This window comes from Thermoprotei archaeon (assembly GCA_038881895.1).
Taxonomy (GTDB): Archaea; Thermoproteota; Thermoprotei; order Gearchaeales; family WAQG01; genus JAVZOV01.
Window position 1 is genome coordinate 371,530 of the sequence record JAVZOV010000003.1, and the last position, 15,358, is coordinate 386,887.

Annotated in this window: 15 protein-coding genes and 1 pseudogene; 3 read left to right on the forward strand and 13 right to left on the reverse strand. The window is 37.4% G+C overall.

Translation table 11 applies throughout. The features are described from left to right. Positions 1–43: 43 nt before the first annotated feature. The 11 genes and pseudogenes from QW128_07370 to QW128_07420 all read right to left on the reverse strand — a co-directional run bounded on the left by QW128_07370 (position 44) and on the right by QW128_07420 (position 9,666). Positions 44–1,231 carry a zinc ribbon domain-containing protein gene (locus QW128_07370; protein MEM3833390.1) on the reverse strand — a complete coding sequence of 396 codons (1,188 nt, stop codon included), beginning with the start codon at positions 1,229–1,231 and terminating at the stop codon, positions 44–46. Positions 1,232–1,280: 49 nt separating this feature from the next. Next, positions 1,281–1,472 (reverse strand): annotated as a pseudogene (locus QW128_07375) (helix-turn-helix domain-containing protein). 10 nt (positions 1,473–1,482) lie between these two features. Then, on the reverse strand, positions 1,483–2,193 hold the full coding sequence (locus QW128_07380; GenBank protein MEM3833391.1) for an SLC13 family permease: 711 nt from the start codon (positions 2,191–2,193) through the stop codon (positions 1,483–1,485). Between the two features lie 139 nt (positions 2,194–2,332). Then, a complete protein-coding gene (locus QW128_07385) occupies positions 2,333–2,485 on the reverse strand; it encodes a hypothetical protein (GenBank protein MEM3833392.1) in 153 nt (50 codons plus the stop codon). Between the two features lie 340 nt (positions 2,486–2,825). Further along, entirely contained in the window at positions 2,826–3,722 is an 897-nt protein-coding gene (rfbD, locus tag QW128_07390) for a dTDP-4-dehydrorhamnose reductase (protein ID MEM3833393.1), read from the reverse strand. A 2-nt stretch (positions 3,723–3,724) separates the two neighbouring features. After that, the gene (rfbB, locus tag QW128_07395) at positions 3,725–4,720 is read right to left on the reverse strand and encodes a dTDP-glucose 4,6-dehydratase (protein ID MEM3833394.1); all 996 of its coding nucleotides are present in this window, start codon (positions 4,718–4,720) and stop codon (positions 3,725–3,727) included. Positions 4,721–4,729: 9 nt separating this feature from the next. Further along, positions 4,730–5,254: a dTDP-4-dehydrorhamnose 3,5-epimerase family protein gene (locus QW128_07400; protein ID MEM3833395.1), complete on the reverse strand. Its 525-nt coding sequence runs from the start codon at positions 5,252–5,254 to the stop codon at positions 4,730–4,732. Continuing rightward, complete coding sequence (locus tag QW128_07405; GenBank protein ID MEM3833396.1) at positions 5,251–6,312, reverse strand: glucose-1-phosphate thymidylyltransferase; 1,062 nt, start codon at positions 6,310–6,312, stop codon at positions 5,251–5,253. Before QW128_07405 ends, QW128_07400 begins: the two co-directional genes overlap by 4 nt. A 130-nt stretch (positions 6,313–6,442) precedes the next feature. Continuing rightward, entirely contained in the window at positions 6,443–7,765 is a 1,323-nt protein-coding gene (locus QW128_07410; GenBank protein ID MEM3833397.1) for a UDP-glucose/GDP-mannose dehydrogenase family protein, read from the reverse strand. Continuing rightward, complete coding sequence (locus QW128_07415; GenBank protein MEM3833398.1) at positions 7,762–8,760, reverse strand: UDP-glucuronic acid decarboxylase family protein; 999 nt, start codon at positions 8,758–8,760, stop codon at positions 7,762–7,764. Before QW128_07415 ends, QW128_07410 begins: the two co-directional genes overlap by 4 nt. Positions 8,761–8,766: 6 nt before the next feature. After that, a complete protein-coding gene (locus tag QW128_07420) occupies positions 8,767–9,666 on the reverse strand; it encodes a sugar phosphate nucleotidyltransferase (protein ID MEM3833399.1) in 900 nt (299 codons plus the stop codon). A 355-nt stretch (positions 9,667–10,021) separates the two neighbouring features. On the opposite strand from QW128_07420, the gene QW128_07425 reads away from it, so the two are divergent. From QW128_07425 to QW128_07435, 3 genes are all read left to right on the forward strand, one after another. Then, entirely contained in the window at positions 10,022–11,170 is a 1,149-nt protein-coding gene (locus tag QW128_07425) for a glycosyltransferase (protein ID MEM3833400.1), read from the forward strand. Between the two features lie 110 nt (positions 11,171–11,280). Next, positions 11,281–12,363: a glycosyltransferase family 2 protein gene (locus QW128_07430; protein ID MEM3833401.1), complete on the forward strand. Its 1,083-nt coding sequence runs from the start codon at positions 11,281–11,283 to the stop codon at positions 12,361–12,363. Position 12,364: 1 nt separating this feature from the next. Further along, a complete protein-coding gene (locus QW128_07435; GenBank protein ID MEM3833402.1) occupies positions 12,365–13,327 on the forward strand; it encodes a hypothetical protein in 963 nt (320 codons plus the stop codon). 253 nt (positions 13,328–13,580) lie between these two features. Here QW128_07435 and QW128_07440 read toward each other — a convergent pair whose 3' ends face one another. Next, on the reverse strand, positions 13,581–14,069 hold the full coding sequence (locus QW128_07440; GenBank protein ID MEM3833403.1) for a 3-isopropylmalate dehydratase small subunit: 489 nt from the start codon (positions 14,067–14,069) through the stop codon (positions 13,581–13,583). Positions 14,070–14,087: 18 nt separating this feature from the next. Further along, the gene (locus QW128_07445; GenBank protein ID MEM3833404.1) at positions 14,088–15,326 is read right to left on the reverse strand and encodes a 3-isopropylmalate dehydratase large subunit; all 1,239 of its coding nucleotides are present in this window, start codon (positions 15,324–15,326) and stop codon (positions 14,088–14,090) included. Positions 15,327–15,358 lie beyond the last annotated feature (32 nt).

Sequence of the window (15,358 nt, forward strand, 5' to 3'; positions counted from 1 at the left end):
TATAACTGAAATGAGGGAAAGGGAAGCAATTAGGGGTTCTGAACTAAGTATGGATATGTGTGGAATCCATACTTAGTCCTTGAGCCTCATCCCTCTTGTCCTCCTCAGGGTTCATCGGAGGACTCATCGAGGTTAGCTCCTTTCGGGGTGAACCCATGAATCCCCACATCCTAAGGAATGTTTTCCAAATGTTTATTGATGCATTCTTCTGCCTATCGATTACAAGTCCGCATTTTGGGCACTCGAAGACTGCTCCTCTTAGGTCTTTATTATAGTACCCGCATTTGGAGCAGGTCTTTGAGGTGCCCTTCGCCTTCACATACATGGTAGCATAACCATTCCACGCAGATTTGTATTCTACGTACTTTTGTAGTTTGATGTAATTGTGCTTGCTGTTCTGCCTGTTCATGCTCCTACTCTTCGTCCTAGCAATCCTCTCCTTGAAGTTCGTCAGGTCCTCGAAGACGTTTGTCCTGCCTGAGAGCTGCCTGGCCAGCTTGTGCAGCGCGTCGTCAACCCTGTTCCTCTCCCTCGAGCGGTACTTCTTCAGGAGCCTCTTCCTCGTTTTCTCTGGAAGCTTTTGGATGACTCTTCTCTTCAGCTCGTAGATCCTGTGGATGGTGTAGATCTCTTTCAGGTCTATGGAACAGTGATCCCGGCCGTCGAAGCCGTCCAGGGATAGGAGGTTCGTGTCCCAGGCAATCGGTTTCTCGACCTTCAGCCCCACCCTCTTCCTGACCGTCACCAGGAGCCTGTCCCGCTTGAGTATGAGTTCGCCGAGCTCTAAACCCCTTATCCTATCCCAGCACCACGCCTTCCTCAAATCTACGGTCACGCTTTCTTCATAGGGTTTAATCGAAATCCTGAGCACGCCGTCCCTGTGACTGTAGAGGGTTTCCTTGACCCTCACGAACTTCCTCTTCAGTTCAGGCCTACTTCTTCCTGCCCGCCCATGAAGGTATCTCTTCCTCCAGGACTCGAGCACGGAATAAGCCTGTTTTATCGCTGAGTCCACGTAATGCTTGGAGTAAACCCATCCTCTGAGGTGCTTATCTCTAAGCCCTTTCCTAAAAGCCTTGTCTTTCCTCAAAAACGGTATAAGCCTCTTCTCATTCCTATTCCATGCAATGTTCCTCCATAAATCATCCAAGATAGAGTTTAAGATGCGCATGTAGTCCTCTATAAGCTCACTTACCTCAAGGTTATATGGTATCGAGTACGCTTTAACCAACAAGCTTCTTGACACCTTCAACAACCTCATTATACTTACGGCTTCTCATGCCTACAATAATTCTTTCCTCTCTTAAACTAAGAACACGTTTTATTTCACTTTCAGGGATCCTCCTACGTCCTCCAACAGTCCTAACACACCTTATTTTACCCTGTTTATCCCATTGCTGAATAGTCCATGTGGTGACTCCAAGAAGCTTCCTCGCCTCCTTGATTGTATAGAGCTTTTCGGACATCAACATTCTCCTATATCTACCAATATTTAAACACATCTATTTTGAAACTGCTGAAAAAGGCATCTCTTTTGTTTTTCAGGCTCTCCTCTGCTATGAGGCCAAGTTCAATCCCTTTCCTTGGAACCTTGAGAAGGAATGAAATGATCACAGGGGTGATGATTAGATTGATGAGTGTTGGAACGAATAAGTAAAATATGAAAGATATGAAAGGTGCCTTCATGCCGGAGCTCACAGAGATCAGAACGTTCTGTGGATTTCCCATTGGCGTTGTAACTGAGCCTATGGTTATGGAGAATGCTAGAACAAGGAGGAGTGCCTCAAGAGAAATGCCAGTGGCTCTTGATATCATGTATATTATGGGAGGGCCCATCACAGCTATAGTATCATTGACAGCAAATGCTGCCATGAGACCGAATATGATGGAAGCGACAATCATTATGCTATACGTCGATTTGAGCTTGGTTATGAACCAATATGATAGGAGGCTCAAAAGGCCAGAGGATTCAGCAAGTGAAACAATACTGAACATGCCAATGAGAAAGAATATTACATTGAGATCTATCACTGTTGGTAGCTCCTCTATGCTGACCAGTCTACCAATGATGCTGAGAAAGGCAAGAAATGACATGAAGGCCCACACGGGCATTTTTGGATTCCTAGATCTGAGCATGAGGAAGGATATCAGCATTATTAACATCAGCCAGCCCAGAAGATACTGGAATGTCAAGAGTGCTCACCAGCAATGAATCAGAAAAAGAGCTTATAAACTCTTTTTCTATTAATGGTTCATGTGCGACAAAAAGCAGAGTGTCATCCGAATATCTCTGATTTCTTTCCACATCTTGGTTTGCTCTTCTCCTAATTTTCTAATTTCTTTCCATATTTTGTTTTGTGCTTCTGTTAGTGTGTCTAGTTTTTTTTAGTATTTCTGATAGTCCTAGATAGCCTGCTACTGTGTAGCGGAATTCCACATCCTTCTCAAGCAGACTCAAGAACTCCTTCTTTAAATTTACACTCATCATGCAAGTATTACATAAAACAATATATAAATCCATTGCAGCGCTCAAAATATTACAATCATGAATGCCTCTAAATTTAATATAATAACAATATTTGTGTCATGGGTTCTAAGTTACGTGGTCTTTGACGTGCATAGTTTTTCACTCTCGATTTTGAGGGCTTTTCGGGTGAACCCATGGATCCCCGCACCTCGTTAACCTGCCCCCATAGGAAGCCGTGCTTCCGGAGCGGAGGGTGCGCTAGAGCTGTTCCTTAGATTTACGTATCTCGCATCCACGCTTATCCATTTGAGCCCTTCCATCGCGGAACTGCTAACTGCGGTACAAGTTTTTCATGGTCTTAAGTTAGAACAAAAGTATGGTTTGTTTCTTCTTTCATTTTTTTAAGTGCGTGTTCGAGCTCTAGGGGTTTTTGGTTTAAAATTTTTAATGCCTTTTTTATATCTAATGAGGAGTCTTTTGGTCTTTTTGCTTTCCATGACATTTCGTTTATTTTTGCTTGTTTGATTAAATCGGGGTTTAAGTCGAATATTTCAGCTAACTTTTTGGCGAAGTTGTATCGACTTGTTCTGGTTGCTCCTGCTGTGTGGAGAATGCCTGTTATTTCTCTCTCAGCGATTTCTAAAAGCATTTCCGCAAGGTTAGTGTTCAATGTGGGTGAAACGTATTGATCTGTTATTATTTTTATTTCTTTTCCTTGTTTTAGATTGTTTATTATCCATGTTGCAAAATTCTGTTTATGTGTGTAGGCCCAACCATAAATGACGCTCGCTCGGGCAATACAATATTTTGTGTTGCTCTCTTTAGTAAACTCTTCACCCTTAAGTTTGGTGTAACCGTAATAGTTAATTGGGTTTGGTGCGTCTTCCTCTGAATATAGTCCTTTTTCCCCATCGAAAACGTAGTCTGTTGATACGTAAATCATGTGTGAGTCGATGTTGGCCGATGCTTTTGCGATGTTTTTTGTTGCTTCAGCATTTATTTTCCAAGCTAGTTCTTTATTTATTTCGCTTCCTTCAACATCTGTGTATGCGGCTGCGTGTATTATGGTGTCAGGTTTAAGTTGGAAGATCTTTTCAAATAGTTTATCTCTGTTGGTTATGTCAAGTTGGATGGATATTCCGATATCGACCTTGTGTTCATTATAAATTGCGTAAACTTCGTGTCCTTTTTTCAGGGCGATTTGAACTATTTTGTGACCCAATAGCCCGCTGGCGCCTGTCACGAGAATTTTCATAATTACCACTTAATCTTCCATGGTGTTGGATGAAGAACTTCTTGGGTTGCTATGGGTTTCCACCACCACTCATTATTCATGTACCAGTCAATTGTGGCTTTTAGGGCTTCCTGAAAATTGTGTTCTGGTTTCCATCCGAGTTCGTTTCTGATTTTTGATGAGTCAAGGCTATATCTGATGTCATGACCAGGTCTATCTTCTACGAATGTAATTAAGTTTAATGGTTTGTTCATGAGGCTTAGAATTTGTGTTACTAATTCAATGTTTTGGAGTTCGTTTCCTGCTGAAACATTGTAAATTTCTCCGCCTTTACCTTTAGTGAGGAGGAGTGTAAGTGCTGTAGAAAAATCTTTTACATATATCCAATCTCTTACGTTTTGTCCTTTGCCATAAATTGGTATGGGAAGATTTGAGTGTGCTCTAATGATGGTTTTGGGGATTAATTTCTCAGGAAACTGATATGGACCGAAGTTATTAGTGCTTCTAACTATAACGACGTCTAAGTCGTAGGTTCTGTGGTAGGCTAACGCAAACATGTCTGCTGCAGCTTTGCTAGCTGAGTAAGGTGAAGAGGGTTTAAGCCTATCCTCCTCTTGAAAAGATCCCTGAAGAATATCTCCATACACTTCGTCTGTTGATACGTGCACCACTCTTTTTTTAAGCTTTACGCATGCTTCAAAAATGGTTAATGCGCCTATGACATTACTCTTTATGAAGGGCCATGGGTTTGCTATGCTTCTGTCTACATGTGTCTCAGCAGCAATGTTAACGACGATATCTACTTGATTTATGATTTTATTAACGAGACGCTTGTTAGCAATATCCCCCTTTATGAAACTATATCTTATATCCTTTTCAATATCCTTCAAGTTAGCAATATTAGAACCAGAGGAAAGACTATCCAGATTTATCACTCTAACATCCCTGAATTCATGCAGAATGTAACGTATGAAGTTGCTTCCTATGAAGCCAAGACCACCTGTCACGAGAATTTTCATGACAAAACCCTACTTATAGGGTGGATAAAACCAATCCCAAGGCTTATTGCATCTCGAATCATCTTCTTTCCCGTTAATCTCCTTAGGAATTATTAAAGGGTCGTTCCAAGGTCTTCTTAACTCATCAGGATTTCCATAATCATATAATCTGTTAGTGAAGTAAATTGTTAGGGATGGTGTATTACTAACTGTTTTCGTGCCGTGCCAGTATTTTCCTGGTATGCGGATTATGCTCGGCTTTCTTTCATCAGCAATTATCTCTACTAGCTTTCTGCTTTCTTCATCATAAGCACATATTTTCATAGCTCCTTTCAAAACAAGGAAGTAATCTATCTGTCCCCTCTCATGCTTATGCCAAGCTCTTACGATGCCAGGGTAACTGTAACTTATGTTAGCTTGGGCTATCCATTCCTCACCTAGAAGGTGTTTCCAATCGATCCTCAAAGCCTCGGCAAAGAATCCTCTTTCATCTGGGAGTACTTTAAGCTCGTAAGCCTTAACACCTTCTAAGGGGTATTCTTTGACTTCGCTCATAATATCACCTCCGAATAATCTGCTACATTAAACTTATGTGCATTTGCAAATCCCTTCTTGATTATTTTTGCGTTTCTCCCAATTAGGCTTTCCTCAATCCTATTAACATCCTCGATAACAGCATTATTTAAGACTATGGAGTATTCTATGCTACTGTTTATTATCCTGACATTATCACCTATGCTTGTATAAGGACCTATGAGCGAGTTCTCGATATGGCAGTATTCACCTATTACAGCAGGCCCTCTAACAGTACACTTTACTATTTTTGTGCCTTTTCCAATAGAAACTCTTCCATCAACCTTTGAATCTATGATCTCTCCTTCTATTTTTCTATTAATCCTTTCGTCTAAGATCAGAGAATTAGCATAAAGGACATCATCTTTCTTTCCTGTATCAAGCCACCATCCTTTGACAAATTCATAGTTAACTTTGTGACCATTATCGATCAGCATTTGAATGGCTTCAGTGATCTCATACTCTCCACGCCAACTCGGTTTAAGTTTCTTAATCATTTTAAATATTATCGGGGTGAAGAAATAAACTCCAACTATAGCATAGTTGCTTGGAGGTTCTTTTGGCTTCTCTACTAATCCAACAAGCTTCCCGCTCTTGTCAAACTTTGCCACTCCAAATCTGGTGGGATCTTCAACCTCTTTTAAAAGGATCATAGCGTCATAATCACTCTCAACGAACTTATCCAAGTATTCCTTTATACCGTTTTGAAGCATATTATCTCCAAGGTAAACAACAAACCTATCATTACCAACAAACTCTTCACAGAGGCTGATTGCATGTGCTATACCTTTTGGAAATCCTTGGTAAATATAAGTTATGCGTGCGCCAAACTTAGATCCATCAGCATAATACTCACGTACAAGTTCAGGGAAAGTCTCGCCTAAGATTATTGCTACCTCCTTTATGCCAGAGGAGATTAAGTCTTCAAGCACATACTGACTTATGGGCTTGTTAGCGACCGGTATGAGTTGTTTAGGTCCTGTATAAGTAAGTGGTCTAAGTCTAGTTCCAGCACCGCCATGGAGAATTATTCCTTTCAAATGAAAACCACCTAATATCTTCTTTGTAGCAAAATTATATAAGTATTCTCTGCAAAATGCAACAAGTTCAGATTAAAGTTCTCATTTCCTGTTAAATTCTTTTGTAATTGAGAGTTGCGATTTTGGATCTTCATTTTCCAAGTCCAATGGCTGAGAATGTGAGTTTTTGGCTGAATAATTTTGGATCATAAATTCTTCTACCGTCAATCACAATTGGTTGTTTCATGTTTTTTATGAAATCCTCTGGTTTGAGATGTTTGAACTCATTCCACTCAGTAACGATGATAGCACAATCAGCATCTTTAATGCAATCAGTTAATGAAGGAGCATAAATGATTCTGTTGCCAAATATATGCCTTGCATTATCTATTGCGGCTGGGTCATAAACTGTAACATTAGCACCCAGTTCTAAAAACTTGTTAATAATCTTAATAGAAACTGCTTCTCTCATATCATCAGTATTGGGCTTAAACGATAATCCAAGAATGGCAATTTTCTTGCCATGAAAGTCACCAATAAGATCTTTAGATAGCTCGATGGCTTTATAAGGTTGATCATTGTTCACATCAATAATGCTTTCTAAAAGTCTAGGTTCATAACCTAGGTTTTTAGTAAAGTTTATTAAAGCTCTTAGGTCTTTTGGGAAGCAACTTCCACCAAAACCAAGGCCAGCTTTAAGAAAAAGTGGTCCAATGCGTTTATCTAAACCAATACCTTTAGCAATAACTTCAACATCAGCACCAGGAATTTTCTGAGCGATGTTGGCAATTTCATTAATGAAGCTTACTTTCATAGCAAGAAAGGCATTGTTGGAATACTTAATAAACTCAGCATTAACAAGATTAGTCCTGATTAAAGGAGGCATCTTCTCATCATAAAATATTCTCCATAGACTTTCTAAAACATCACCAGACTTTTCATCGAAACAACCAATCACGATTCTATCAGGGTTAAAAGTATCCTCAACGGCACTACCTTCCTTTAAAAACTCAGGATTAACACAGATACCAAATTCACTTCCAACGATCTTTCCAGATTCTTCTTTAATAATTCTTATAATAACGTTCTCAGTGGTGCCGGGAACAACAGTGCTCTTCACAACGATTAAATGATAACTATTCTTTTCTTTAAGCATTTTTCCTATTAATCTACTTGCAGATTCAATATAAGACAGATCAATAGAACCATCAGATTTTGAGGGTGTTCCGACTGTTATGAATGTAATATCACTATTTAATACAGCCTCTTTTGGATCAGTAACTGGTATGAAATTCTCTTTAGCCTTTTTAAAAAGTTCTTTAAGACCAGGTTCATAAATGTAAAGCTTACTATTTTTAAGCATCTTAATCTTATTTTCATCAACGTCGTAACCGTAAACTCTAAAATTTTTAGATGCTAATGCCAGTGCCGTTGAAAGGCCAACGTAACCTAAACCGAAGAAAGAAATTTTCATCGTTTCATCATCTCCTTAAACCACTCTATGGTATAACTTAAACCATTATTCAATGATACTTTAGGTTCCCAATTTAAAAGCTTTCTAGCCTTAGAAATATCAGGGCTTCTCCTTCTAGGATCATCAGGCCTAGAATGAAGAAAAATAATCTCAGATTGTGAATTCGTTAACTTCTTTATGAGATGGGCTAATTCTAAGATTGTTATTTCATGCGGATTCCCAAAATTCATTACCTCACCCCTACATTCTTCACAGATCATAAACTTTAACAATCCAACAACCATGTCAGAGACATAGCAGAAACTCCTTGTTTGTTTCCCATCACCATGAACAGTTATTGGTTCATACCTCAATGCCTGTATAATAAACTTCGGAATCACTCTTGCATATTCTACGTTGATGTCAAGTCTTGGACCAAACGTATTGAAAATACGCGCAATTCTTACATCAACGTTATACTGTCTAAAATAAGCCATGCATAACGCCTCACCAAACCTCTTTGATTCATCATAACAACTTCTTAAACTAATTGGATTCACTTTACCCCAATAAGCCTCAGGTGTTGGAATTACCTCAGCATCACCATAAACTTCAGAAGTTGATAAATAAAGCAGGACAGAATGATCCTTTCTAGCATTCTCAAGACACTTTAACAATCCAAGACTGTTTGGAAGCATCGCTTCAACAGGCCTTCTCATATAATCATCTGGTGACGGTAAACTAGCACCATGTATTATGTAATCAAAACCATCAGGGCAAAACTCTGCAACATCAGCCTTTACAAAGGAGAAATTCTCAAAAGTCCCTAAATGTTTTATGTTTTCAATTTTACCAGTTGATAAATTATCAAGACATGTAACACGAGCGCCCAACCAAATTAAAGTCTCGCATAACCAACTACCTAAAAAACCTGCACCACCAGTTACGAGAACTTTCTTATCTTTTAATAACTTATGTGAAAGTTGACTTGTTATAAGTTTGGTTGTAACATCCATCAAAATTCACCTAAAAAACTTTGGTTCGCTCATGGGATTATGATTTTCTATCTTTTGCATATATTCATAGGATGATTTCATAGCCTCCCAATAAGTTTCTGGAGTACCAACATCAAGTCTAAGTTCCTCATCCTCCAATAAGGTCGCCACAACTTTCTTACCATTACTTATAAGTTTTTGTATTCCATCAGTAAGTTGTATCTCACCATTAATGTCAGGTTTTATGTTTTCTAACGAATCCATTATTGTTAAATTAAAAACGTAAAAGGGCATTATTGCAAAATTTGACGGGGACTCTCTCGGTTTTTCTATCACTTTTAACACCTTATACGTATCTTTTTTTAAATACTCCGTTATTGCAACACCATATTGTCTTGGGTCGCTAACTTTCTGTAACAAGAGTGTTGCATCAGCACTTTCCTCAAAGTGTATTTTTATCATTCTTTTAAGAAAATTATTATCCTTGGATATTATATAAGTATCACCCGCACAAACAATAAACGATTCATTACCTACGAATGGTTTTGCCATTAAGACTGCATGACCAAAACCTCTCGGCTCTGGTTGATTAACCCAAAGTATTGTTGAATTCTCTATCATATTATAAAAATTTATTAATTCTACTGTAAGGTTCGTTTTACCCTTATTGTTTAACTTTGTTATATAATCCCAGTCTGGTGTAAAATGATCTTCGATCGCTCTCTTACCTCTACCTACTACAAAGCAGAAATCCCTTATACCAATTTCATAAAGTTGTTCAAAGATTGCTTGTAACAAAGGTTTTAAAGTAAGACCTCTTGCACTTTTTACATAAACAGGTAACATTTCTTTTGGAAACTCCTTACTCATTGGGAGTAAACGAGTACCAAGTCCAGCAGCTGTAATGACTACTTTTCTAATACTCATATCACAATACTTTGGAAGTACAAGAATATGAATTTTTTGTTTTAGAACTGTCTAAAATATTATGATTCATTGCTCAGGTTATTTATTGCATAACAGAAGAATAACAATCCTCACTTCAAACAAAGAGGTCAGATTCGCATTATGTTTATCTTTTTTCAGATTCTTTAGTATATTACTGAAATAGTATCTTTAACTAAAGTAGTGCAAATATCAAGAGAGAACTATATGACTATTATTTTCAAAAGAGTTCAGATTAACCTTAATAAAATTATTTAAAATAGGACTATGCAAATTTATATGAATAACATTAAAATACTAGTGTTAATATTACATAGTGAGAAAGGGATGATTATTCATGAGAGTTTTGTTTATCAATTCATTAGAACCTAATCATAGTGATTTTTATTTTCTTGGATTAAAAAAATTACTTGGTGAAAAGAACGTTGTTGAGTACCCATATAAACCTTTATATCACTGTTACATAGATAATGGTATATTAGTTGCTAAAGATCTTCAAGGTAAAATAGTTATCAGAGAAGAACCTAACTACGGTACTGTAAAATATGATTATGCGAAGGATTGGCAGGTACCTAAAATCTACTGTTTACTAGATTCTGGAAGATATGTTATTTCAGATTTCCCCGAGGTGACTGATTATGATTTAATTATTTGTAATTTTTTGAGAGGTAGTACACCACTAATTTTAAAGAAAATTCTTTTTCATGCGAATACTAAAATACCACCAATAATTTTTATTGATGGCGAAGATGATTTCTATGTAAGGAGTGTATACAAAGAAAAACGTATAGTTAGGTATTTTAAACGCGAAATACTTATTAGGACTCCTGAAATTTTTCACATGTATCTAGCATATTCCGCGAGACGCTATTTTTCAAAGATTATGCATAATTTGCCTAATTTCTATAATCCAAATTTATATTTCGATAAGCTTATTTATATTGCTTATAATGATCATCTCGTTAAAATGAATCCTTTAAATATGACAATTCCTGATTATGGATTTAATCCAAATTATAATGATAAGATTTATGATATAAGTTTTGTTGCAAATTTAACAAGTCCATTAAGAATAAAAGTATACTATAAGTTACTAGAAATTTCAAGAAAGTATAAATTAAACTCTTTCCTTTATCTCGGAAGAAAATTTGCTACAGGAATCCCGTGGTCTAAATATGTAAAGATTATTGCCAAATCTAAACTGTCCGTTTCAGTACCGGGTGGTAGTTTTGATACTGCTCGTTACTGGGAGATACCATATCATGGTACTGCTTTAATTTCATGGGAACCATGGATAAAGATTCCTAACAACTTCATTGATGGAGAAAGTGCCATATTTTTTAGAAAAATTAATGAATTAGAGAAAAAGATATTAGATTACTTAAAATCTGACAAATGGGAAACATTAGCAAGAAATGGAAGAAAACACTTTCTGCAAAATCATACACCTGAGAAAAGAGCGGAGTATATTTTATCAACAATTTAAAACTTAGTAAATTACAGAAAGATCGAGAAGAAAGTTTTGAAACCTAAGTTTTTAGTAAAATTTAAATTGGAATATTGAAAATAATGATGTAAGGAAAGAGTGGATCAGAAGTGTTAAATATCGCGAAGGAACCTTTAGTATCAATATTGTGGGTGAATTATAACAGCAAACGTATAATTAATATCGTTAAGAAATCGTTGAAAAGCATCAAGGATTTGCAGTATAATAATTATGAACTTATAATAGTTGACAATGCCTCCACGGATGGCAGTTATGAAATTATAAAAGATTATGTGAACAGTATCGGACTTAAAGCTAAAATCATCAGAAATAGACGTAATCTTGGATTTACAGGAGGCAATAACGTTGCGTACCTAGCGAGAGACCCAAACTCAAAGTATGTAGTTCTATTGAACAATGATGCAATAGTTTATCCTGATAGTCTATCAAGAATGGTTCAAGCTATGGAATCTGACCCAAGATGTGGTGCTTTGCAAGGAATAATACTATGGCTAAGTAAAAATTCGGTATACTCTGCAGGCAGTGGTATTGATGAATTCATGTTCTCAAATATTATTATGCGAAATACTATTATGCAATTAAGTTCAAATAGAAATAATGATTATTATGTTTCCTACAGTGATGGTTGTTACTCTATCTATCGAACTAAAGCAATAGAGAAATTAGGGAAGGCGCCATTTATCTGGAGCATGTTTGCATATTTTGATGATAGTATTTTAGGAATAAGGTTATGGAACGCAGGATATACTGTAAAATGTATTCCTCATATAACAGCAAAACATTTATGGCGTGGTACGTTTAGGATAACAGGTTCAGGGTGGGCTTATTATTATTGGATAAAGGGATGGATGGCATCTTTAATTATTAGTAACAGCAAACAAAAATCGTTACCAACATTTACCGTCCTCATAATTAGACTGTTGCTAAAATATTTACTAACAGGTTTAAAGTTAGAGTTTAAACCATTTGTTTTAGGATTGCGTGATGGCATTAGAGCAGGGTATTATTTAAGAAAGAACGGTTTTACATTAGATATTTATAAAATTCCCCTCGTAAAACGTAACAAATCCGTCATAAGGGCTACACCATTATACTTCATAATCAGAAAATTTCTTAAACACTTATCGATAACAACACCTAAGGATCTCTATTTTTATAATGTTGGTGAATAAAATGTTAAAGTGGGCTCCAGTAATTTTTATTGCGTGGAAGAAGCTTTCTTCGCGTACTAAACTTTTAGCTAAAGCTATAGGAGTAGATATTGTTTTTTACAAGTCTAAGGTTTTGTATGTGGATTCTGCTGTTAGAACTCTGGTACATTTATTAAGGGTTAAGCCTAAGGCTGTTTTACTGCAGCTTCCCCAGGGACCCTTATTGTTATTGATTGTATTTGTTAAGCGCATTTTAGGATTTAGGGTAATAGTTGATGCGCACTCAGGTTTTCTTGTTCATGAGGATCTGAAGAATCTTTTTCTGAATTTTCCCTTTAAAGGCTTGTTAAGGTATGTTGATTTGATCATTGTACATAATTACTATGCATCTGCATTGTTGCCTAGGAACGTGCTAGACAAAACTATTGTTGTGTATGATCCATGGTACGTTATAGAGGAGATGAGTAAAGAGTATTGTAAAGGTGTGGAGCAGAATTATATAGTTATTCCAGCTTCGTATGCACTTGACGAGCCTTTACACGAATTTTTAGAAGCGTACATCGAATGTAAACCTCCAATAAAACTTGTGGTGACTGGAAATTGGATGAAAAGGCGAGATTTGTACAAGGAGTATCGATATCATGTAATATTTACTGGGTATCTGCCTGTGGAAAAATATTATAAACTCTTGTGCGAGTGCAGAGGAGTGTTGACGGGGACTAAACGTGAATACACAGCTCTCATGTCTGCATGGGAGGCAATAACGTTCTCAAAACCACTTGCAGTAAACTATACAAAAACTTTAGCGCAATTGTATAAGGGCTATGCTGTATTCTATGACTATAACGAAAAACAGAGTATATGCAGAGCGCTCAAAGAAATCAGTAATACACAAGTAAACCTACTTGCAAGAGAGAGATTAAAAAGAATCACTGAGAACCAAGTTATAGTTTTAAAGAAAAAGCTCTCTGCACTTGTCATGTAGGGAAATGAAGGGTCGTTGCTAAAAGTTTTGTATTTATCTGCATCTCTCACACAGGTTAAGAAAGCATAAGATTTAAGGAAGGGCAACGAATAACAAATTAAAGAACTTGCAAGCATTCATAAATTTACCAGTAATTGAGATAAAGAGATAAGAAATATTTTAGAGTTTTGCTTGTGGAAAAGTTACAGAATGATATTCAGGTAGTCATGAAATAACTCAAGGTTACCGTCTTTCCTGGAGTTTTGTTGTATTTTTATCGTCTTTTTAGCATGAGAAAGTTTAATAAACCACCTGATTTAACAATTTCTAATACTATGCCGCTTAACGGTCGTCCTTTCAAAACTTTACTGCCTATGATAACTTCACCAGTTTCAATGTGAACTTGAGCGTAATCGCCTTCATTAACACCACTTTCATTAATATTGGGAACAACCATGACAGGTAAACCATTGTTCACAGCATTTCTATAAAATATCCTAGCAAAAGATTCAGCTAGTATAGCTCTAACACCAGCAGCCTTAAGGGCAATGGCAGCCTGCTCTCTACTTGAACCCATGCCAAAGGCTTTGCCGGCTATGAGGATAGTCCCCTTACTAGCCTTCTTAGGAAACTCGGGATCTATGGGCTCAAAAACATGCTGAGCAAGGACAGCAGGATCAGTGTAAACTAAATACTTAGCGGGAATTATCACGTCTGTATCTATCTTATCACCAACCTTCAACACATAACCTTCGACCAGCATATTAACATACGCTCCGTTTTAAGGTCTTAGGTACCTCCTAGGATCAGTGATCTTTCCCTCAAGGGCTGAGGCAGCTGCGACAGCAGGGTTAGCCAGATAAATCCTAGCGCTGGGATGACCCATTCTACCTTTAAAGTTCCTATTACTGGTAGAAAGAACAACTTCGTCAGGGCCAGCGATGCCAAAATGCCCACCTATACACGGACCACATGTTCCGAAAGTAACAACACAACCAGCCCTAGCAAGAATATCAATGTAACCCAACCTCAACGCTTCCTCGAAAACACTCCTTGAAGCAGGTATCACAATGCACCTACTTCTTACACGCCTACCGTTTAATATCCTAGCAGCAACTTCAATATCACTCAACCTACCATTAGTGCAAGAACCAATGAACACATAATCTACACTCACACCCTCAACCTCGCTAATAAATTTAACATTATCCACTGAATTAGGAGCGGCAACTAAAGGTTCAATACTATCTAATTCAATATCAATTTCATCACTGTATTCACCCTTCACCATAGGAACATCAACATCCATACCACGCATACTTTTAATATACTCAACAGTCACAACATCAGGAACAAACATTAGAGCGTCAGCACCCATCTCGATACCCATGTTAGCAACAGTAGCCCTGTAATCCATCTGAAATTCCCTAGGATATTCGACATAAAATTCTAAAGAGTTACCATTAAAATACTCAGCACCATATTTACCCAAAATGTATAAAGCAACATCCTTGCCCATAACACCCTCACGTAAACGACCAAACAAAGTAACCTTCACAGGTTCAGGAACAACCAACCAAGTACTCCCAGTCATCATTATAGCAGCCACATCGCTAGCACCAAGACCCTGAGCAAAAGCACCCAAAGCACCAACGGTCACAGTATGACTATCAGCTCCCATAACAACAGTGCCTGGGATAGCATATCTTTCCAGAAGTAACTGATGCAGTATACCATCACCAACATCATGAAACGCTAACACACCACGATCACGAACAAACCTCCTAAGAGACACCTGTATCTCAGCAGCCCTTTGAGTAGGCGGAGGAACCATGTGATCAAAAGCAACAACTAAATTACCAACATTAACACTACCGCCAACCTTCTCCACATTCTCCACAACATGATACCCAGTTAAATCATGAAACGCCGCTAAATCAACCCTCGCCTCTACTGTATCACCAGGACTAACACTCTTACCGGCAGCCCTACCAAGTATTAACTCAGTGAGAGACCGCATGATAACACCCAAAGAAGCGTCGCATATTTATA